The following is a 19,184-nucleotide window of genomic DNA, read 5'->3' as shown; positions in this document are numbered from 1 at the left end:
GTACTGGTCATCGAATGGCGCCATTGTCTCGCCAGGCGAGTGCTACCACCAGTAACAGTCCAGGGAAAGGTTCGCGGATCACTCGGCACACAATTGCAACTGTACTGCCGCAATTTGGGTCATTCTGTAACGTCTTGCACCATTGCAGTGCAAAATTTGGTTACCAGAGGGAACATCGCGAGAATTTGAGCTGTACAGTTGCCCGGAAGGCCAGGAAACAGGAGTGCTGTTCTACCTGTTACCGCGGCCGCTGTCCAGCCTGGAAGGAACTCCGTGCTCCAGAAAGGAGCGCTTCCGACGCCCGGTGGCGCCGGAAGCCTCTGGTCATCAGCGCGCGGCAGCGGCCAGGCTCGGGGTGGCGGGCTGACGCCGGCCTACCCAGGCGCCGATGGCCACGACCAGCAGCGCCAGCAGACCGGTCGCCAGGATCTCGAAGCGATGGGCTTCGCTGAACAGCATCACGGTCAGGGCGCCGACGATGAAGACGATCACCGCCCAGGTCAGCCAGGGGAACAGCCACATGCGGAACTCCAGGGTTTCGCCGCGGGCGATCAGCTTGCGTCTCAGGCGCAGCTGGGTCACGGCGATCACCAGATAGACCAGCAGAGCCACGGCGCCGGAGGTGGACAGCAGGAAGCTGAACACCGCCTCGGGCATGGTGTAGTTGGCGATGGTGGTGAGGAAGCCCACGGCGGTACTGGCCAGCACGGCCGCGCGCGGCACGCCGCTGCTGGAGGCACGACCCATCTTGGCCGGGGCATCGCCACGGCGGGCCAGCGAATAGAGCATGCGCGAAGCGGTGTAGAGCGCCGAGTTCAGGCAGCTGGCCACGGCGACCAGCACCACGCAGTCGACGATCAGCTTGGCATTGGGGATCGACAGCACCTCGAGGGCGCGCTGGTAGGAACCCACGATCGGCAGCTGGGCATCGTTCCAGGGCACCATGGACACCACCAGGAAGATGGAGACCAGGTAGAACAGCGCGATCCGCCAGATCACCGAGTTGGTGGCCTTGCTGATCTGCCGCGACGGGTCCTTGGACTCGGCGGCGGCGATGGTGACGATCTCGGTTCCCATGAAGCTGAACATGGTGGTCAGCAGGGCGCCCAGCACCGCGCCGAAGCCATTGGGCATGAAGCCGCCGGTATGGGCCATCAGATTGCTCAGGCCGCTGACCTCGCGACCCGGCAGGGCGCCGACCAGGGCGGCCGCGCCCAGGGCGATGAAGGCGACGATGGCGATGACCTTGAGCAGGGCGAACCAGAATTCGAACTCGCCGTATTTGGCGACGCTGAACAGGTTGGTCACGGTCAGGATGCCGGTAATGATCAGGGCGAATTGCCAGGTGGCGATCGCCGGGAACCAGGCATTGAGGATGGCGGCGGCGGCCACGGCCTCCAGCGGAATCACCAGCACCCAGAACCACCAGTACAGCCAGCCGATGGTGAAGCCGGCCCAGCGGCCGATGCCCTGCTGCGCATAGGACGAGAAGGAACCGGTATCGGGCGAGGCGACGGCCATTTCACCCAGCATGCGCATGACCAGCACCACCAGGGTACCGGCCAGGGCGTAGGCCAGCAGCACGGCCGGGCCGGCCGCGGCGATGGCATGACCGGAGCCGACGAACAGACCGGCACCGATCACCCCGGCGATGGACAACATGGTCACATGGCGCGGTTTGAGCGCCGGAGAGAGGTTGCATTCTACGTTGGACATAAGGTGTTACCTGACAACGGAAAGCCTCCCAAGTGCAACTTGCGCGCCACCCGGGCTGAAATCGGCACAAAATGAACGCAAAGGGTGCAACGCCTCGCGGAAAGCGGCGAAAAAGCGGCGTTCTGTCGAGCTATCGCGCTAACCATCTGATGTGAAAAGCGATTTCTTTCAGGTATGCGCGCCCCATCGGCTTGCTTCGTTAGGTATCACCTTGTGCAACTTGCATTCTTATGGTGCTTGTACAGGTGGAACCTTAGGTAACCCTGGGCCTGGAGCTGGCCGCCACGCCCTTCGCTACCTGACCGCAGAACCAGGACACGACGGAAGAGACCGCCTTGCCTGGCATCCGCTGTTGGCTCGCTGCGTGGCAGGTACCGCTCAGGGCCGTGGCTTGGGCGCTTTTCCATGCCGATGCAGCAGCAGTGGGAACTTGCCGAGCCGCCAGGGCTCTGCACACCTGCGACAAAATGTAACCGCGACCGGCAGATGTTGGTAATATTCCAACATATTAGCTAGCTAACCATAAGCCCTGCGGTTCCACGTCGGGCACCTGATGAGACCCTGACCATGTCCGCAGACGATTCCGTCCCGGCCCGCCGCGACTTCCTGCGCAAGTCCCTGAGCCTGATTCCCGTGGTCGCCCTGGCGAGCGGTGCCCCCTCGGGCCTGGCCCTCGCCGCGCCCACCCCGGAAAGCAAGCCGGGCAGCAGTCCGCGCGCCGACCACTATCAACCGGTGTTCTTTACCGCCGAGGAATGGGCCTTCGTGCAGGCCGCGGTGGCCCGGCTGATTCCGGCGGACGACCTGGGCCCGGGCGCGCTGGAAGCCGGTGCGCCGGAATTCATCGACCGGCAGATGCAGACCCCCTACGCCCGTGGCGGCCTCTGGTACATGCAGGGCCCCTTCGCCGCCGATGCCGCGCCGGAGATGGGCTACCAGAGTCGCCTAGTACCCCAGGACCTCTATCGCCTGGGCATCGCCGCGGTGGATCGCTGGGCCCGCCAGCAGCACGGCAAGGTCTTCGCCGAGCTGGCACCCGCCGCGCAGGACGCGGCCCTCAAGGCGCTGGAAAGCGGTGAGGCCAGCCTGGACGGCGTACCGGCCAAGCTGTTCTTCGCCCAGCTGCTGCAAAACACCCGGGAAGGCTTCTATTGCGACCCGCTGCATGGCGGCAACAAGGAACTGGTCGGCTGGAAGCTGGTGAATTTCCCCGGTGCCCGCGCTGACTTCATGGACTGGGTGGAGCGCGACGAGCGCTATCCGCTGCCCCCGGTCTCCATTCGCGGGGAGCGCGGTTGATGGCCAAGGTATTGCCCAGCAAGCAGGTAGTGATCGTCGGCTTCGGCTGGACGGGGGCCATCATGGCCAAGGAACTGACCGAGGCCGGCCTGGACGTGGTGGCCCTGGAACGTGGCAGCTACCGCGACACCTATCCCGACGGCTCCTACCCGCAGGTGATCGACGAACTCACCTACAGCATCCGCAAGAAGCTGTTCGTCGATGTCTCCAAGGAAACCGTCACCATCCGCCACAGCGTCAACGACGTCGCCCTGCCCAACCGCCAGCTCGGCGTCTTCCTGCCTGGCGATGGCGTGGGCGGCGCCGGCCTGCACTGGTCGGGGGTGCACTTCCGCGTCGACCCGGTGGAGTTGCGCCTGCGCAGTCATTATGAAGAGCGTTACGGCAAGAAATTCATTCCCGACGGCATGACCATCCAGGATTTCGGCGTCAGCTACGCCGAGCTGGAGCCCTACTTCGATTTCGCGGAAAAGGTCTTTGGCACCTCGGGTACCGCCTGGAGCATCAAGGGCCAGGTGGTGGGCGACGGCAAGGGTGGCAATCCCTATGCGCCGGATCGCTCCAGCGATTTCCCGCTGCCGGCGCAAAAGAACACCGTCTCGGCGCAGCTGTTCGAGAAGGCCGCGCGGGAGGTGGGCTATCACCCCTACAACCTGCCCTCGGCCAACACCTCGGGGCCCTACACCAACCCCTACGGTTGCCAGATGGGCCCCTGCAACTTCTGCGGCTATTGCAGCGGCTACGTCTGCTACATGTATTCCAAGGCCTCGCCGAATCTCAACATCCTGCCGGCGCTCAAGCAGGAGCCGCGCTTCGAGTTGCGCAGCCAGGCCCATGTGCTCAAGGTGAACTTGGACAGCACCGGCAAGAAGGCCACCGGGGTGACCTACCTGGACGCCCAGGGCCAGGAGCTGGAGCAGCCGGCCGACATCGTCATCCTCGCCGCCTTCCAGTTCAACAACGTGCGCCTCATGCTGCTGTCGGGCATCGGCCAGCCCTATGACCCCAAGACCGCCGAAGGCGTGGTCGGGCGCAATTTCGCCTACCAGAACATGGCCACCATCAAGGCCTTCTTCCGCCAGGACCAGCACCACACCAACCCCTTCATCGGCGCAGGCGGCAATGGCGTGGCGGTGGACGACTTCAACGCCGACAACTTCGACCACGGCCCCCACGGCTTCGTCGGCGGCTCGCCCATGTGGGTCAACCAGGCCGGCACCCGGCCCATCGCCGGCGCGGCCAATCCGCCCGGCACGCCCCAGTGGGGCAGTGCCTGGAAAAAGGCCCAGGCCGGCTACTACAACCACCAGCTGTCGATGGACGCCCACGGCGCGCACCAGTCCTATCGCGACAATTACCTGGATCTGGATCCCACCTACCGCGACGCCTATGGGCAGCCGCTGCTGCGCATGACCTTCGACTGGAAGGACAACGACATCCGCATGACCCGCTTCATGGCCGCCAAGATGAAGAAGATCGCCGAGGCCATGGATCCCGAGCACATCAGCGTGTCGGTCAAGGATTTCGGCGGTCACTTCAACACCGCCAGCTACCAGACCACCCACCTGAACGGTGGCGCCATCATGGGCACCGACCCCAAGACCAGCGCGGTCAATCGCTACCTGCAGAGCTGGGACGTGCACAACGTCTTCGTACCGGGTGCCTCGGCCTTTCCCCAGGGCCTGGGCTACAACCCCACCGGCCTGGTGGCGGCCCTGACCTACTGGTCGGCGCGGGCCATCCGCGAGCAGTACCTGAAAAATCCCGGCCCGCTGGTGCAGGCATGAGAGGCGCGCCCATGATCCTTCGTACCCTCGCGACCCTGCTGCTGGGCAGCGGCCTGGCGCTGGCGGCCCAGGCCGCCCAAGACACCGACCCGGCGCTGGTCAAGCAAGGCGAATACCTGGCCCGCGCCGGCGACTGCGTGGCCTGCCACACGGCGCCGGGTGGCCAGCCCTTCGCCGGCGGCCTGCCCATGCAGACGCCCATCGGCACCCTCTATTCCACCAACATCACCCCGGATCGGCAGACCGGCATCGGCGACTACAGCTATGCCGACTTCGACGCCGCCATCCGCCAGGGTATCGCCAAGGAGGGCCATACCCTCTATCCGGCCATGCCCTACCCCTCCTATGCCCGGGTCAGCGAGGGCGACATGCGCGCCCTCTATGCCTACTTCATGCACGGCGTGACGCCAGTCGAGCAGGTCAATCGCGACAGCGACATCCCCTGGCCGCTGTCCATGCGCTGGCCGCTGGCGATCTGGCGCCAGCTGTTCGCGCCCGAGGTGGTGCAATTCCAGCCCGCGCCGGACCAGGATCCGGTGGTGGCCCGCGGCGCCTATCTGGTGGAAGGCCTCGGCCACTGCGGCGCCTGCCACACCCCGCGTGCCTTCACCATGCAGGAGAAGGCGCTCTCCCCCGCCGACGGCAAGGATTTCCTGGCCGGCAGCGCGCCCCTGGAAGGCTGGATCGCCAAGAATCTGCGCGGTGATCACCGCGACGGCCTAGGCAGCTGGAGCGAAGCGCAGCTGGTGCAATTCCTCAAGACCGGGCGCTCCGCCGACAGCGCGGTGTTCGGCGGCATGACCGAGGTGGTGCAGCACAGCCTGCAGTACCTGAGCGACGCCGATCTACAGGCCATCGCCCGCTACCTCAAGACCCTGCCGGCCAAGGATCCGCACGACGCGCCCTTCCAGGCCGACGGACGGGCCGCCGCGGCGCTCTGGCGCGGCGACGACAGCGCCCGTGGCGCCCAGGTCTATGTGGACAACTGCGCCGCCTGCCACCGCACCGATGGCCAGGGCTACGACCGGGTCTTCCCGGCGCTGGCCGGCAATCCGGTGCTGCGCACGGCCGACGCCAGTTCGCTGATCAACATCGTGCTCAAGGGCGGCACCCTGCCCGGCCTGCACACGGCGCCCTCGATGATCGTCATGCCGCCCTTCGGCTGGCGGCTGAACGATGCCCAGGTGGCCGACGTGGTCAGCTTCATCCGCGCCAGCTGGGGCAACGCCGCCGCGCCGGTCAGCGCCGCCGAGGTCGCCAAGTGGCGCACCGATGACAACCGCACCACCTCCGGCGATGACCTGGGCCAAGCGTTCGGTCACCAGCAACCCGCTCCGTCGCCCGCTGGCGGCGACACCCCGGCAGGGGCGCACTGAGTCCCTGCCAGATTGACGCTCGGTCAGTCTGGCAGCAGCTCGTCGAGTGCCAACGACCATCAAGCCCATCGCCGACCGACGGGCTTGCGCGGTTGGCATCGATCCTGCTAGCTTGATCGGGTTAGTACCAAGCTGACCCCAATCGCTGGACGCCTTTCCGCTCGTTGTAGCAGCGCGAAATCAGCGTCATCCGGATCGACTGATCCCTCGATTGCTCAGGATCTGCCGCCGCGGCCTCTGAATCTCGTGCCCGGCCGGTTGCCTGCCTTCCCAAGTACTTACCTGCATGCCTGGGCGTTTCGCCCACACGCTGCCTTCCTCCAGCCAGAGATTCAGCCGTCGGCCGTCATGGGTACGAGGTTGCTGGAGTTATTTCACCGCGCCGACTGAGCGTGGATCCCAAGGATAGTCATATGAACATTCAAAACCAGGCCATCGCGGCCATGCAACATCTCCAGGCGGCCTTTGCGCCGTTCCACTGCATCACCACCCCGGCTTCGCGCAAGGGCGGCTTCAGCTTCACCGTGGTCGACGAGCGCGGCGTGGCCTGTCGCAGCGAGCGTCTCTACCCCGAGCAGTACAGCGCTGCCGACGGACTGGAGCGTGTCATCGCCCGTACCCGCCGCGCCCTGGCCGCCTGAGACGCGCTACGAGTGCCGGACGCATCACGGATTCCGTGATGCCCATGCCGGCCGCCTCCATCTGCGGTATGTTTGGCACAGCTTCGCGTAGGCGTGAGCCAAACAATGAATCCCAAGATGGAGGTCGCATGTCGCAAGTCGTATTCATCCGCCATGGCCAGTCGGCGTGGAACCTGGAAAACCGCTTCAGTGGCTGGGCGGATGTGGATCTGACCGAACAGGGGATCCGCGAGGCCCACGAGGGCGGTCAGGCGCTCAAGGACGCCGGCTTCCTCTTCGACGTGGCTCACGTCTCGGTGCTCAAGCGCGCCGTGCGCACCCTCTGGCACGTGCAGGAAGGCATGGACCAGATGTGGCTGCCGGTGGTGAGCGACTGGCGCCTCAACGAGCGTCACTATGGCGGCCTGACCGGACTGAACAAATCCGAGACCGCCGCCAAGTACGGCGAGGAACAGGTGCTGGTCTGGCGCCGCAGCTACGACGTGCCGCCGCCCGAGCAGAGCGTCGAGGAGCAGCAGGCGCTGGCCGCCGATCCGCGCTATGCCGGTCTGTCGCTGGATCAGGTACCGCGCACCGAATGCCTCAAGGATTGCGTCGAACGCGTCCTGCCCTACTGGAACGAAGTCCTGGCGCCGGCCATTCGCAGCGGCCAGCGCGTGCTGGTGGTCGCCCATGGCAACTCCATGCGCGCCCTGATCAAGTACCTGGACAACATCTCCGACAGCGACATCGTCAGCCTCAACATCCCCAACGGCGTGCCGCTGGTATACGAGTTCGACGAAGACCTGAAGCCTACCAAGCACTACTACCTGGCCGACCCGGACGAGGTCGCCGCCAAGATGGCCGCGGTGGCCAATCAGGGCAAGGCGAAGTAAGGCGTTTCATCGCGGCCATGGCGGTCCGCCGATGCGGCCGCTCCTACGGTTACCTAGGAGTCTGTAGGAGCGGCCCATGGCCGCGATTTTCTTAGCGAGAAAACCGGATCGTTTTCAAGACGAGACCTGTAGCGTTTTCCACAACCAAGGGTCGCCGGTGAGCGGTGGATAAGGCTGGCGCCGTTATCCACCCTACGGCCTCAGGTGCGACGCTCCGGGCGCTTCACCACCCGCGCCTCGCCCAGCACGCCCTCTTCTTCTGCCTGGGCCGCTTGGATTTCCTCGTCACCTTCCACCCCGCCATCGCCCGGGGTCTTCTCGCCTTTTTCCTTGCCGTCGTCGCTGTGGTGCTCGATCACCGCATTGATCTCCGCGCCGAACAGCAGCACCGCGGACGACAGATAGAAGTACAGCAACAGCACGATGATGGCGCCGATGCTGCCGTAGGTAGCGTTGTAGTTGGCGAAGTTCTGCACGTAGTAGCCAAAGCCCAGGGACGCCAGGATCCAGACCACCACCGCCAGCACCGAGCCGGGGGTGATGAAGCGGAAGTCCTGCTTCACGTCCGGGGTGACGTAGTAGAGCGCCGCCACGGCGATCATCAGCAGGGCCACCGCCAGCGGCCAGCGGATCAGTGCCCAGAGGGTCACCATGTAGTCTTCCAGCCCCACGTAGGCAGCCAGCCAGTTCATCACCTGAGGCCCCAGCACCATGAGGGCGGCGGCGCTGAGCAGGATTCCGGCGAGGCCGATGGTATGCAGCACCGACAGCGGAATGCGCTTCCAGGCCGGACGGCTTTCCACCACGTCATAGGCGCTGTTCATGGCGGTCATCAGCGAGCGGAAGCCACCGGAGGCGGACCAGAGCGCGACGATGATACTGAAGGACAGCAGCCCGCCCTTCTGTGTCTGCAACTGGTCGATGATGGGATTGACGGTGTCCAGCGCCGTGACCGGCAGCAGGTAGGCGGCCTGTTCGCGCAGGAAGGTAAAGAAGTCCGGCAAGTGCAGGAAGCCGATCAGGGCGATCAGGAACAGCAGGAAGGGAAACAGCGAGAACAGCATCTGGTAGGCCAGCGCTGCGGCATAGGTGGGCATGTCGTCGGCCACGAATTCCTGGACGGCACGCTTGATGAGGGTGAACGGCGAAACGCCGCGCAGGCTGAAGGCAAACAAGGACATAACGGCTCCTGACGAACGTTCCTCACGAAGGATTCCTGGGGCCGGCCTGCACGGCCTGCGCCCGGCGGCTTTGCAGGTCCGCCCTACCTTCAGAGTGGCAGCGGCCGGGTTGGTTGCGCCCTGACGTCAGAAGCCGGACCCCGAGGCATCCCAGCAGGCAGCGACTTCGGCGGCGGTAGGCGGGCGGATTTCCTCTATCCCGCGGCTTTCGTCGAATTCGATGTAGCCGGCGGCGGCGAATTCGCGCAGCCAGCCATCCATGGGCCAGAGTCCCCAGCGCGCCTGGAAGCGCCGGGCGTTCTCCAGGATGCTGGCGAAATGGTTGAGCGGTGGGTGATAGGTCGGATGGTACTGGTGGAAGGCCCGCGCCTCGGCCTGGTAGACCGGCACCCCCGCCGCGCGGGCGCGAAAGGCGAAGTCGGTGTCCTCGCCGCCATAGCCGCGATAACCCTCATCGAAGCCGCCGATGCGGCCGAAGGTGGCGCGGGTACAGGCGAAGTTGAGCGACCAGAACAGCGGGTGGGGAATCGCCTCGCCAGGCGGACGATCCCGGTGCAGGGGATGGACGACGCCGCTGGCGCGCAGCTCTTCCGGCGTCCAGTCACCTTCCGCGACGCCCGCCGGCAGGTAGTGGACGAAGCCCTGGTGCAGGGCTTCGGGGTGGGCCGTTAGCGCCTCTTGGTAGGCGTCGAGCAATTCCGGCGCTGGGATGCAGTCCACGTCGAGAAACACCAGCTCCTCGCCTGGCGCGGCGGCTACGGCAGCATTGCGCGCAGCGGCCAGGGGCAGGATGCCGTCGCCCTCGACTCCGTGCACCTGGATCGGAAAGCGTGGGCTGTGCCAGGCGCGCGGTGCCTCGTTCATCTGCACCACCACCAGGGCCGCAGGCGGGGTCGGCGCCCGCTCCAGGCCACGGATGAGATTGGCCAGTTGCCGCTCGCGGCCATGGACCAGGGTCAGGACGATCATGCCAGCACCTCGTGGGCGACCTGTCGAATACAGGCAGCGGCGCGCCGGGCGCCCTCGCCATCGCTTACCGCCGCCCAGCGCTCGGGATCGAGTTCGCGCGCCCTGGCCAGCAGCCCCGGCCAGTCCTCGTCGGCGGGCCAGCTTTCACAGGTGATCGCCAGGTCCTGGGCGGCCAGCAGGCGCCCGGTGGACAGTTGCTCGTCGAAGGGCCGGGCATCCGGCAGGCAGAGGAAGCGGCAGCGCAGGTCGGCCAGTTCCGCCACCAGGCTGTCACCCGCCGAGCCGACCACCAGCTCGGCGCGGGTCAGCCAGGGTGCGGGATCGGCCACGCTGCCCAGAAAAGTCAGATTGGCCGGTGCCTCGATGGCGTCGTCCAGCACCGGACCCAGCACCGTCCAGTGCCAGGCGGGACAGGCACGGGCGGCCGCCACCAGGCGCGCGCGGCTGAAGGCGGTGCCGCCATGGCCGGCGATGACGGTGACCGTGCCGGGCTCGCGCCCGCGGTCGGGCCCGTGCCCGTGCCCGGCATAGCGCGACAGGCTGCCGGCATAGCAGGTCTTGGCCCGCCAGGCGGCCGGGGTATCAGGCTCTTCCAGGCAGTCCGGATAGGGCGCCAGCAGGCGACTGGCACTGGCGTAGGCCAGTTCGTGGGCGGCATCGAAGCGACTGCCGCGCTGGCGCAGATAGATCGTCGGCACGCCGCACAACCGGGCCAGCAGCGCCACCTCCACCGAGACGTCGACCACCAGCAGGCAGGGCCAGGCGCGGCGAAACCAGTCCACCAGCAGGCCCATGCGCTCGCGCAGCCCTGCCACTCCCAGCGGGGCATAGTGCAGGCAGGCGAAGGCTTCGCCTTCGACGCCCGCGGCCACGTCGGGCGGCAGCGGGCAGAGCTGCACGTTGGGCAGCGCCACCCGTTCGGGCAGGCGACTGCCGAACAGGGTCAGGGGACCGTCGAAGGCCGCGGCGATGGCCAGGGCGCGGGTCACGTGGCCGGCGCCGTGATGGTGGGCGTAGTAGCCGACGTTCAGCTCAGTCACGGGCAGTCTAGCCACGGGCGACTCGGCCGGCGGCGACATCGGCGAGCAGGCGCTCGTAGCGGTCGATCATCAGCTGGTGGCTCCACTGGGCCTCGGCCCGCGCCCGGCAGGCCTCGCGGGACAGCGACAGGGCTTCGCGCAGGGCCGCCGCCAGGGCCGGGACATCGCCCGGCGGGGCCAGGGCGCCGGTCTCGGCGGTGAGCAGTTCCGGCAGGGCGCCGCGAGCAAAGGCGGCGACCGGTGTGCCACAGGCCAGGGCCTCGGCGACGATCAGGCCGAAGGGTTCGTCCCAGCAGGGCGTGACCAGACAGGCACGGGCCTGGGCGACCTCGGCCGCCAGGGCGGTACGGTCCAGGTGACCGAGGTAGACGGCTCCGTCCCCCAGGCGGGGTTCGATCTCCTGACGGAAATAGCGCTCGTCGGTGGCCTGGCCGGCCAGGCGCAGGGCCACACCGGCCTCGCGTGCGGCATCCAGCGCCAGATGCGGCCCCTTGTCCGGCACCAGGCGGCCGAACCAGAGGGCATGGTCGCCGATCGGCGTCTCGCGCGGGCGCCAGGCGTCGAGGTCGATGCCGTTGGGGATCACGTGGCAGGCCGGCGCGAGGTGCGCCCAGTTGTCGGCATTGGCCTGGGACACCGTGCAGTAGTGGCCGCCGCCGCGCTTGTGCAATTCGCCGAGGGCGTTGATCAATTCGAAGAATGGCGGGGTGTGCAACACCGTGAGCATGGGGGTGCGGATCAGCCCGGACATGGTCACCGGCACATAGTGCAGGGCGTTGTTGAAGATGACGTCGAAGCCGTAGCCATCGATGCGCTGCATGCAGTCCAGATAGCCGTGGTGCTCGTCGAGGTATTCGGAGCTGAGCACGTTGCGCTTGCGCCGGCAGCCGTCCGCGCCGTAGTTGCCGTCGTCGAGGATGGGCACCACCTCCAGCTCCGGCGCCGAGGCCGAACTGGCGAACAGCGTCACCGCATGGCCACGCTCGCGCAGCTGCAGGGTGATGTCGTAGGTGAAGGCTTCGAGACCGCCGGCGAACGGCTGGCGTACCGGGTGTTTCACGTGGGTAAGAATGCCTATGCGCATGGAACCGTCCGCCTGCTGTTGCCTGTCATCCCACCGTCCTTATCGCGAGCCGCTGGTTGATAGGAGTCTCAGCGACGGGAATTGGTTGTGCGCTTCGTCGTGAAAGCCGCACGGCGGGCAAACCTCGGAACCCTGCCGGGGGTCAGCCTTCCTGGACCCGTATTCCCAGCAGACGACGGAGGTTTCCATGCGTTATGAACTGCACTACTGGCCCAGCATCCAGGGCCGCGGCGAATTCGTCCGCCTGGCGCTCGAAGAAGCCGGCGCACCCTATCTGGACGTCGGCAACGCCCCGGAAGGCGAAGGCCTGGGCGTACCCGCTCTGGAAGACTATCTGCAAGGCAGGAAGACCCGCCGCCCGCCCTTCGCCCCGCCCTTTCTCAAGGCCGGCGACGAGGTCGTCTCCCATGTCGCCAACATCCTCCAGTTCCTCGGGCCGCGCCTGGACCTGGTACCGGCCGACGAGGAAGCCCGCTTCTGGGTGCACGGTCTGCAGCTGACCATCACCGACCTCACCGCCGAGGCCCATGACGTCCATCATCCGGTGGCCATCTCCCTGACCTACGAAGAGCAGCAGGACGAAGCCCGGCGCCGCGCCAAGGCCTTTGCCGGCGAACGGATCCGTACCTACCTGAGCTATTTCGAGCGGGTGCTGGGCTACAACCCGGCGGGTGACCATTGGCTGGTGGGCGACCAGCGCTCCTATGTCGACCTGTCGCTGTTCCAGGTGGTAGCCGGCCTGACCTATGCCTTCCCCAACGCCATGCGCCGTCTGGCACCGGAGATCCCGCGGGTGCTGGCCCTGGCCGAGCGAGTGGCCGCGCGACCCAACATCGCCGCCTACCTGGCCTCGCCCCGCCGCCTGCCCTTCAGCGAGAACGGCATCTTCCGTCACTATCCGGAGCTGGATCCGGCCTGACGGGCAAAAGAAAAGGCCGCCCGGGGGCGGCCTTTTCGTCACGACTGGACTCAGGCGCGGTCGATGGTGTTCTTGACCGCTTCCTTGCCCTTGCCGACGTTCTTCTGCAGCTTGCCTTCGGCTTCCTGGGCACGACCCTCGCCTTTCATGCGCGAGTTGTCGGTTGCTTCGCCGATACCTTGCTTGACCTTGCCGGCCACTTCTTTGGCGGTACCCTTGATCTTGTCGCTGGTGCTGCTCATATCAGTCTCCTTGGGATCGCACAGGCAGTGCGCTTGTAAAATCCGACTGCGGCTCTAGCCGGGTGGTTTCGACCATTCGTCGCACAGCGCAGCGGCAAGCCGCGCCAGGAAGCTTTGGGCAGCGGCGCTGGAAGCCTTTAGACTTCCCGCCCTTTTTCGTGAGCGACCGCCCAGGCGCCACCTCTCGCGGGAACGTTGCGCAGGGGCCGTCTCTCCAATTGCCACACCCTACACAGGAGAATCCTGATGTCGCTGAGCCAATTCGACAACCTGCCGGGCGTGACCGCCCAGCCCGACGCCGCCACCCGCGAGTTCGTCTTCAACCACACCATGCTGCGGGTCAAGAACCTCGAGACCTCGCTGGACTTCTATACCCGCGTGCTGGGTTTCACCGTCGTCGATCACAAGGACTTCCCGGACGCCAAGTTCAGCCTGACCTTTCTCGCCCTGGTCGACCGCAACCAGGTGCCGGAAGAGCCGGAGGCCCGCCAGCGCTGGCGCAAGTCGACCCCGGGTATCCTCGAGCTGACCCATAACCACGGTACCGAGAACGACGCCGAATTCAGCTACCACAACGGCAACAGCGATCCGCGCGGCTTCGGCCACACCTGCGTGGCGGTCCCGGACATCCGCGCCGCCTGTGAGCGATTCGAGCAACTGGGCGTCGCCTTCCAGAAGCGCCTGACCGACGGCAGCATGAAGGAAATCGCCTTCATCAAGGATCCCGACGGCTACTGGGTCGAAGTCATCCAGTTCACCCCCCTGTCCTGATCCCCGCGGGCCCGGCGTCCGCCGGGCCCCGTCCTGCTGAAGACATCCGACGACTTTTCAGCGCTTAACTGATACCGACCGGCTCCAGGCCATCGACGCCTGCCCGGGCCTTTGGCGTACTGCTGGCGAAAAGCCTTACCAAAGTCGTATTGCGCACCCCAGCCAGCGACGTCGCCAGAGAGCCCACCATGAAAAAAACAACAAGAATCCGTACCGGGATGTACAGCGTCCTCAGCCTGTTCGTCGCCTGCCTGCTGCTCGCCTGCCTGTACGGCTGGATCAGCGCCCGGACCAGTGCCCAACAGATCCGCGACCTGGATAGCCTGACGATGGAGCAGCTGGACCGGGTCAACAACGCCGCCACCTGGATCAGTCGCGCAAGCGCCAACTCCCATACCGCCATGCTCGACCGCGTCAACGGCGATGCGGCCAAGGCCGAGAAAGGCGTGAAGCTGGCCCTAGAGCGGCTGGACATCGCCCGCAAGCTGATCACCGACATGCAGGCCAACGTCAGGGATCCCAAACTGGTCAGCCAGATCGAAGCCATGCTCAAGGCCTTCGACGCCTACAAGGCCATCGTCGAAGGGCAGATCGCCGCCTGCCGCGCCGGCGACCTGCCTGGCTACATCCGGATCAGCGACGGTGCCAAAGGGGCCAGTACGGCCTTCGCCGACACCCGCCAGGCCTTTACCGACGAGATCACCAGCCGTATCGACGCCACGCTCGCCGCCTCCGACAGCCGCGTGTCCCAGGCCCAGGTCGGCAGTCTGCTGCTGGTCGGCCTGACCCTGCTGCTGGCCGTCCTCTCCGGCTGGTTCATCGCCCGCCGCGTGCTGGCCCCGCTCAACGAAGCCGGCGAGCACTTCGCCGCCATGAGCGAAGGCGATCTGACCCGCCGCATCGAGGTGCGCAGCCATGACGAGATCGGCCAGCTGTTCGCCGGTCTGGCTACCCTGCAAAGTCGCCAGCGCGACACCCTGGCCCAGCTCAATCGCACCGCCGAACGACTCGACGGCGCCGCCCAGGAACTGGGTCAGGTCACCGCCCAGAGCAATCGCACCCTCAATCAGCAGCAACAGGAGCTGGAGCAGGCCGTGACCGCGGTGACCGAGATGACCGCCGCCGTGGAAGAGGTGGCGCGCAATGCCGCCTCCACCTCGGATACCGCTCGCGAATCCGATCGCCTGGCCGCCGGCAGTCGCGGCCAGGTGGCCCAGGTGCTCAGCGAATTGCAGAGCATGCAGAGCACGGTCAAGGAAAGCGAAACCGTCATCGCCAGCCTGGCGCAGCAGGCCAACCAGATCGGCAAGGTGCTGGACGTGATCCGCGCCGTCTCCGAGCAGACCAACCTGCTGGCGCTCAACGCGGCCATCGAAGCCGCCCGCGCCGGCGATGCCGGTCGTGGCTTCGCCGTGGTGGCCGACGAGGTGCGCAGCCTGGCGCAGCGTACCCGCCAGTCGACCCTGGAGATCGAGCAGATGATCGGCAACATCCAGACCGGCACCGGCCAGGCGGTGACCGCCATCCAGCGCAGCAATACCCTGGCCGGCACCACCCTGGAAACCACCGAGCGCACCGGCCAGAGCCTGGAGCACATCTTCGTCGCCATCGGCGACATCAACGAGCGCAACCTGGTCATCGCCAGCGCCGCCGAGGAACAGGCCCAGGTGGCGCGCGAGGTGGATCGCAACCTGATCAACATCCGCGAGCTGGCAGCCGTGTCCAAGCGCGGCGCCGACCAGATCGAGACCTCCAGTCGCCAACTCGCCGAGCTGACCCACGAGATCCACGGCCTGGCCGCGCGCTTCCGCGTCTGACCCGGCGCGCCCCTCCCCCCGGATACAGGCGCCCCGGGGGGAGGGGCGGCTTTACCCATCTTTACGTTTTCTTGGCATGACGTTGCTGCCGGGACAGGCGAAAATTGGCTCCGGGCGCCAGGCGTGGCGCCGCTTTTCGCTACGGAGCTGCCTGACGTCATGACGACCTGCCCTACCCCGCGCGGCCCGCGCCTGCGCTGCCTGCTGCTGTCCTTTCTCGCCTCACCCCTGGGCCTGCTGGTGCTGCTGACCGGCGTGCTGCAACTGCTCGGCCCCGGCTAGGGCCGCAGCGTCCGCTCACCGAAGCGAACGGACGCCACGGGATCACAGGCGGAAGCGCGCTACCAGGCCATTGAGGTCCACGGCCAGGCGCGACAGCTCGGCGCTGGCGGCGCTGGACTGCTCGGCGCCCGCGGCGGTCTGGACCGACAACTCGCGGATGTTGACCAGGTTGCGATCCACTTCGCGAGCCACCTGAGCCTGCTCTTCCGCCGCGCTGGCGATGACCAGATTGCGTTCGTTGATGCCGCCGATGGCGCCATGGATGCGCTCCAGGGCATGACCGGCGCCGCGGGCCACTTCCAGGGTGGACTGGGCACGCTCGGTGCTGCTGCGCATGGCCGCCACCGCCTGATCGGTGCCCTGCTGGATGGTGCCGATGGAGGTCTCGATCTCGCGGGTCGATTCCTGGGTGCGATGGGCCAGGGCGCGCACCTCGTCGGCCACCACGGCGAAGCCGCGACCGGCCTCACCGGCGCGCGCCGCCTCGATGGCGGCATTGAGCGCCAGCAGATTGGTCTGCTCGGCCACGCTGCGGATCACGTCCAGCACCTTGCCGATGTCATTGACCTGGACCGCCAGATCGCCCACCAGGGTGGCACCGTGCTGGACGTCTTCGCTCATGGTGGCGATGGCACCCACGGTTTCCTGCACCAGATCGCGGCCATCACGGGCCACGCCGGCGGATTCCTGGGACGCCTGGGAGGTGTTGACGGCGTTGCGCGCCACCTCGTCCACCGCCGACGACATCTGGTTCACCGCGGTGGCGGCCTGTTCGATCTCGGCGTTCTGGCGTTGCAGGCCGCGACTGGATTCATCGGTCACGGCATTGAGTTCTTCCGCCGCCGAGGCGAGCTGGGTGGCCGAACCGAGGATGCCTTGCAGGGTATGGCGCAGCTGGCCCTGCATGGTCTTCATGGCCTGCAGCAGGCGCGCGGCCTCGTCGCGGCCTTCGCTGTGGATTTCCTGACTGAGGTCACCGGTGGCGATCACCTCGGCGGCCTGCACGGCGCGGGCGATGGGCTGGGTGATGCTGCGGATCAGCAGCCAGGCGAAGACCACGGTCAGCAGCGCGGTGGCCGCCAGCAGCAGCACCAGCCACTGGATGGCGTGGCTGTAGTCGGCAGCGGACTGCTCGTTGGCCGCAGCGGTCTGCTGGTCGACCAGATCGGTGAGTTGCTTGAGCACGCCGTTGACCGCATCGGAGTTGGCCAGCAGGTCTTCGTTGAGCAGGCGGCGCAGGGGCTCCAGCTGATCGGCGGCGGAAAACGCCAGCATGCGCTGCTGCAGACCGTCGTACTGGGTGATCAGCTGGCCGTAGCGGCTGTAGGCGGTGCGTTCTTCATCGGACTGGATCAGCGCCTCGTAGCGCTGCTGGGCGGCGCGCATCTGGCCGTTGCGCTGCTGGAACAGCGCCTGGGTCTTGGCGATGATCTCCGGCTCGCGATTGAGCAGCAGCCGATAGGAGAGCACCCGCAGGCGCAGGGTCAGGGCGGTCAGCTCGTCGAGCGCGGCCACCCGCGGCATGGCACGGTCTTCGATGGCCAGGCCCGAGGCGCGGATGTCGTTCATCTTGACCAGGGCGGTGCCGCCGAGCAGCAGCAGGAGCAGACCGATAAAGGCGAAGCCGAGCGTGGCACGCCGCGCGATGGAGAGATTGCGAAAGGACATGGGGAGTTTCCGTTGAGCCTGGAAAGCCCCCGCTATCGACCGCGCGTTGCAAATCCTGAGGTCCGTTGTCGGACCGGATTTTTGGGCGGCTATCAAGCAAAGCCAGCAAACCCTTGTCCTATAGGGCATTGGACCTATTGAAAGCCTGGCGAAAGCTCTAGGCTGCGGCACTGTGCCGCAGATCACAGGCCGGACGCAAAGTGGGCGAAAGACGCTCGATGTCTGCCAGCGGCATTGCGTTCACATTTTTGCACATCTCTCGCAAGCCACTGATCGCCAAGGAAAACTCTTCGGCTATCGCGATTCACGTTTTCTTCACGGGGAAAAGCGCGATTCGGCGCCTATATTCCGGCTTCGTGCCGATAAAAGGGTTAAAAGCGCTGATCGTGCAGCGATAATGGCGGGATGATCTCAGTATAAGTTTGAAATATCTTCTGCGTTGTCTGTCACGAGCTATTGTTTCAGCGTGGATTAAGGTTGTGGTCACCAGACTGAGTGACCGGGTGCCAGGACGCTGCCCGACGACGCGATGGACCGCCAGACAATGAAGCCACCGGAGCTCGAGAGAGTCGGGGCGTATCGAGGCGATGCCAGGGGGCGTCTAGCCACTAACCAGCGCTTGCCGCTGCCATTGCGTACTTGAGAAGAGGTCAGAAACAGATGAGCGACAACACGGATACCTTCGGCGCACCCGACGAGGCCCTCCTGCAACTGGTCGATGGTTTCAAGCGTTTCCGCCAGGATGTCTTTCCCGAACAGGAAGCGCTGTTCAAGAAGCTCGCCAGTGCGCAGTCGCCCAAAGCCATGTTCATCACCTGCGCCGACTCGCGCATCGTCCCGGAACTCATCACCCAGAGTTCGCCGGGCGATCTGTTCGTGACCCGTAACGTCGGCAACGTGGTGCCCCCCTACGGCCAGATGAACGGTGGCGTCTCCACCGCCATCGAATACGCGGTCGTGGCCCTCGGCGTGAAGCACATCATCATCTGCGGCCACTCCGACTGCGGCGCCATGAAGGCGGTGCTCAATCCCGATCCGCTGGAAAAGATGCCGACGGTAAAGGTCTGGCTGCGCCACGCCGAGGTCGCCCGTACCGTGGTCGAGGACCATGGCCATTGCGACTGCGGCCACGGCGGCACCCTGGGCTTTTTGACCGAGGAAAACGTGGTGGCCCAGCTGGTCCACCTGCGCACCCACCCCTCAGTGGCCTCGCGCCTGGCCAGCGGTCAGCTGCAGATCCATGGTTGGGTCTATTCCATCGAGACCAGCGAGATCAAGGCGTACGACGCCCAGCAGGAGCGCTTCCTGCCCCTGGATGGCGAGAACATGCCGGTTGCCACCCCGCGTCCGCGCCTGCAGCAGGCCTGATCCACGGTGGCCATCCGGTTCGCCGGATGGCCATTGCAAGACGGGTCAGCCGATCCGTCGCCATAACAGCGCACCGCGCCGGGCGATCCCCACTTGGGGCTCCATCGGGACCGTCCACCCTTTCCGCTAGCCGCCTGAATCCCGAACCG

General features: G+C 66.2%; 16 protein-coding genes and 2 pseudogenes. 10 read left to right on the top strand and 8 right to left on the bottom strand.

What is annotated here, in order from left to right:
• Positions 1-327: 327 nt before the first annotated feature.
• Positions 328-1,716, bottom strand: coding sequence for a GABA permease (gabP, locus tag POR01S_RS08825; RefSeq protein ID WP_042135229.1), 1,389 nt, complete (start codon positions 1,714-1,716; stop codon positions 328-330).
• 567 nt (positions 1,717-2,283) lie between these two features.
• Between gabP and POR01S_RS08820 the strand changes: the two genes are divergently transcribed.
• The 5 genes from POR01S_RS08820 to gpmA all read left to right on the top strand — a co-directional run bounded on the left by POR01S_RS08820 (position 2,284) and on the right by gpmA (position 7,694).
• Positions 2,284-3,015, top strand: coding sequence for a gluconate 2-dehydrogenase subunit 3 family protein (locus POR01S_RS08820; protein ID WP_042135227.1), 732 nt, complete (start codon positions 2,284-2,286; stop codon positions 3,013-3,015).
• Positions 3,015-4,802, top strand: coding sequence for a GMC family oxidoreductase (locus POR01S_RS08815; protein ID WP_042135225.1), 1,788 nt, complete (start codon positions 3,015-3,017; stop codon positions 4,800-4,802). Before POR01S_RS08820 ends, POR01S_RS08815 begins: the two co-directional genes overlap by 1 nt.
• An 11-nt stretch (positions 4,803-4,813) precedes the next feature.
• Positions 4,814-6,178 carry a cytochrome c gene (locus POR01S_RS08810; RefSeq protein ID WP_042135224.1) on the top strand — a complete coding sequence of 455 codons (1,365 nt, stop codon included), beginning with the start codon at positions 4,814-4,816 and terminating at the stop codon, positions 6,176-6,178.
• 413 nt (positions 6,179-6,591) lie between these two features.
• Positions 6,592-6,819, top strand: coding sequence for a hypothetical protein (locus tag POR01S_RS08805; protein WP_027598119.1), 228 nt, complete (start codon positions 6,592-6,594; stop codon positions 6,817-6,819).
• Positions 6,820-6,947: 128 nt separating this feature from the next.
• Positions 6,948-7,694 carry a 2,3-diphosphoglycerate-dependent phosphoglycerate mutase gene (gene gpmA, locus POR01S_RS08800; RefSeq protein ID WP_027598118.1) on the top strand — a complete coding sequence of 249 codons (747 nt, stop codon included), beginning with the start codon at positions 6,948-6,950 and terminating at the stop codon, positions 7,692-7,694.
• A gap of 200 nt (positions 7,695-7,894) precedes the next feature.
• Here the strand turns inward: gpmA and POR01S_RS08795 are convergent, their stop codons facing one another.
• The 4 genes from POR01S_RS08795 to POR01S_RS08780 all read right to left on the bottom strand — a co-directional run bounded on the left by POR01S_RS08795 (position 7,895) and on the right by POR01S_RS08780 (position 11,968).
• Positions 7,895-8,875 (bottom strand): YihY/virulence factor BrkB family protein, encoded by a 981-nt coding sequence (locus POR01S_RS08795; protein ID WP_042135221.1) that lies wholly within the window; start codon positions 8,873-8,875, stop codon positions 7,895-7,897.
• A 126-nt stretch (positions 8,876-9,001) separates the two neighbouring features.
• Complete coding sequence (locus POR01S_RS08790) at positions 9,002-9,844, bottom strand: glycosyltransferase family 2 protein (RefSeq protein ID WP_042135220.1); 843 nt, start codon at positions 9,842-9,844, stop codon at positions 9,002-9,004.
• The gene (locus POR01S_RS08785; protein ID WP_255211815.1) at positions 9,841-10,899 is read right to left on the bottom strand and encodes a hypothetical protein; all 1,059 of its coding nucleotides are present in this window, start codon (positions 10,897-10,899) and stop codon (positions 9,841-9,843) included. The genes POR01S_RS08790 and POR01S_RS08785 overlap by 4 nt, the downstream gene beginning before the upstream one ends.
• Positions 10,892-11,968 (bottom strand): glycosyltransferase, encoded by a 1,077-nt coding sequence (locus POR01S_RS08780; protein WP_027600372.1) that lies wholly within the window; start codon positions 11,966-11,968, stop codon positions 10,892-10,894. Before POR01S_RS08780 ends, POR01S_RS08785 begins: the two co-directional genes overlap by 8 nt.
• A 187-nt stretch (positions 11,969-12,155) precedes the next feature.
• On the opposite strand from POR01S_RS08780, the gene POR01S_RS08775 reads away from it, so the two are divergent.
• Positions 12,156-12,887, top strand: a complete 732-nt coding sequence (locus POR01S_RS08775) for a glutathione S-transferase (RefSeq protein WP_027600373.1) — start codon at positions 12,156-12,158, stop codon at positions 12,885-12,887.
• Between the two features lie 50 nt (positions 12,888-12,937).
• On the opposite strand, the gene POR01S_RS08770 is transcribed toward POR01S_RS08775, so the two are convergent.
• On the bottom strand, positions 12,938-13,129 hold the full coding sequence (locus POR01S_RS08770; RefSeq protein ID WP_027598113.1) for a CsbD family protein: 192 nt from the start codon (positions 13,127-13,129) through the stop codon (positions 12,938-12,940).
• A gap of 246 nt (positions 13,130-13,375) precedes the next feature.
• Between POR01S_RS08770 and gloA the strand changes: the two genes are divergently transcribed.
• The 3 genes from gloA (at position 13,376) to POR01S_RS23995 (ending at position 15,999) form a co-directional block, all read left to right on the top strand.
• Positions 13,376-13,900: a lactoylglutathione lyase gene (gene gloA / locus POR01S_RS08765; RefSeq protein WP_027598112.1), complete on the top strand. Its 525-nt coding sequence runs from the start codon at positions 13,376-13,378 to the stop codon at positions 13,898-13,900.
• A 188-nt stretch (positions 13,901-14,088) separates the two neighbouring features.
• Positions 14,089-15,717 (top strand): methyl-accepting chemotaxis protein, encoded by a 1,629-nt coding sequence (locus POR01S_RS08760; RefSeq protein ID WP_081875190.1) that lies wholly within the window; start codon positions 14,089-14,091, stop codon positions 15,715-15,717.
• 159 nt (positions 15,718-15,876) lie between these two features.
• Entirely contained in the window at positions 15,877-15,999 is a 123-nt protein-coding gene (locus tag POR01S_RS23995) for a hypothetical protein (protein WP_255211814.1), read from the top strand.
• Between the two features lie 42 nt (positions 16,000-16,041).
• On the opposite strand, the pseudogene POR01S_RS24285 reads toward POR01S_RS23995, so the two are convergent.
• Positions 16,042-16,638, bottom strand: a pseudogene (locus POR01S_RS24285) (methyl-accepting chemotaxis protein); the annotation flags it as partial.
• 309 nt (positions 16,639-16,947) lie between these two features.
• Positions 16,948-17,667: pseudogene (locus POR01S_RS24280) on the bottom strand (MCP four helix bundle domain-containing protein); the annotation flags it as partial.
• A 660-nt stretch (positions 17,668-18,327) separates the two neighbouring features.
• On the opposite strand from POR01S_RS24280, the gene POR01S_RS08745 reads away from it, so the two are divergent.
• Positions 18,328-19,035, top strand: coding sequence for a carbonic anhydrase (locus POR01S_RS08745; protein WP_007161453.1), 708 nt, complete (start codon positions 18,328-18,330; stop codon positions 19,033-19,035).
• Positions 19,036-19,184 lie beyond the last annotated feature (149 nt).

This window comes from Pseudomonas oryzihabitans NBRC 102199, assembly GCF_000730625.1.
Classification (GTDB): Bacteria; Pseudomonadota; Gammaproteobacteria; order Pseudomonadales; family Pseudomonadaceae; genus Chryseomonas; species Chryseomonas oryzihabitans.
Note: the sequence above shows the minus strand (reverse complement) of the source record. Positions and strands in the feature narration are given on the sequence as shown.

What these genes read in the sequence shown, in the direction of transcription:
- gabP (WP_042135229.1), bottom strand. Translation starts at nt 1,716, where the DNA reads ATGTCCAACGTAGAATGCAACCTCTCTCCGGCGCTCAAACCGCGCCAT.
- POR01S_RS08820 (WP_042135227.1), top strand. Translation starts at nt 2,284, where the DNA reads ATGTCCGCAGACGATTCCGTCCCGGCCCGCCGCGACTTCCTGCGCAAG.
- POR01S_RS08815 (WP_042135225.1), top strand. Translation starts at nt 3,015, where the DNA reads ATGGCCAAGGTATTGCCCAGCAAGCAGGTAGTGATCGTCGGCTTCGGC.
- POR01S_RS08810 (WP_042135224.1), top strand. Translation starts at nt 4,814, where the DNA reads ATGATCCTTCGTACCCTCGCGACCCTGCTGCTGGGCAGCGGCCTGGCG.
- POR01S_RS08805 (WP_027598119.1), top strand. Translation starts at nt 6,592, where the DNA reads ATGAACATTCAAAACCAGGCCATCGCGGCCATGCAACATCTCCAGGCG.
- gpmA (WP_027598118.1), top strand. Translation starts at nt 6,948, where the DNA reads ATGTCGCAAGTCGTATTCATCCGCCATGGCCAGTCGGCGTGGAACCTG.
- POR01S_RS08795 (WP_042135221.1), bottom strand. Translation starts at nt 8,875, where the DNA reads ATGTCCTTGTTTGCCTTCAGCCTGCGCGGCGTTTCGCCGTTCACCCTC.
- POR01S_RS08790 (WP_042135220.1), bottom strand. Translation starts at nt 9,844, where the DNA reads ATGATCGTCCTGACCCTGGTCCATGGCCGCGAGCGGCAACTGGCCAAT.
- POR01S_RS08780 (WP_027600372.1), bottom strand. Translation starts at nt 11,968, where the DNA reads ATGCGCATAGGCATTCTTACCCACGTGAAACACCCGGTACGCCAGCCG.
- POR01S_RS08775 (WP_027600373.1), top strand. Translation starts at nt 12,156, where the DNA reads ATGCGTTATGAACTGCACTACTGGCCCAGCATCCAGGGCCGCGGCGAA.
- POR01S_RS08770 (WP_027598113.1), bottom strand. Translation starts at nt 13,129, where the DNA reads ATGAGCAGCACCAGCGACAAGATCAAGGGTACCGCCAAAGAAGTGGCC.
- gloA (WP_027598112.1), top strand. Translation starts at nt 13,376, where the DNA reads ATGTCGCTGAGCCAATTCGACAACCTGCCGGGCGTGACCGCCCAGCCC.
- POR01S_RS08760 (WP_081875190.1), top strand. Translation starts at nt 14,089, where the DNA reads ATGAAAAAAACAACAAGAATCCGTACCGGGATGTACAGCGTCCTCAGC.
- POR01S_RS23995 (WP_255211814.1), top strand. Translation starts at nt 15,877, where the DNA reads ATGACGACCTGCCCTACCCCGCGCGGCCCGCGCCTGCGCTGCCTGCTG.
- POR01S_RS08745 (WP_007161453.1), top strand. Translation starts at nt 18,328, where the DNA reads ATGAGCGACAACACGGATACCTTCGGCGCACCCGACGAGGCCCTCCTG.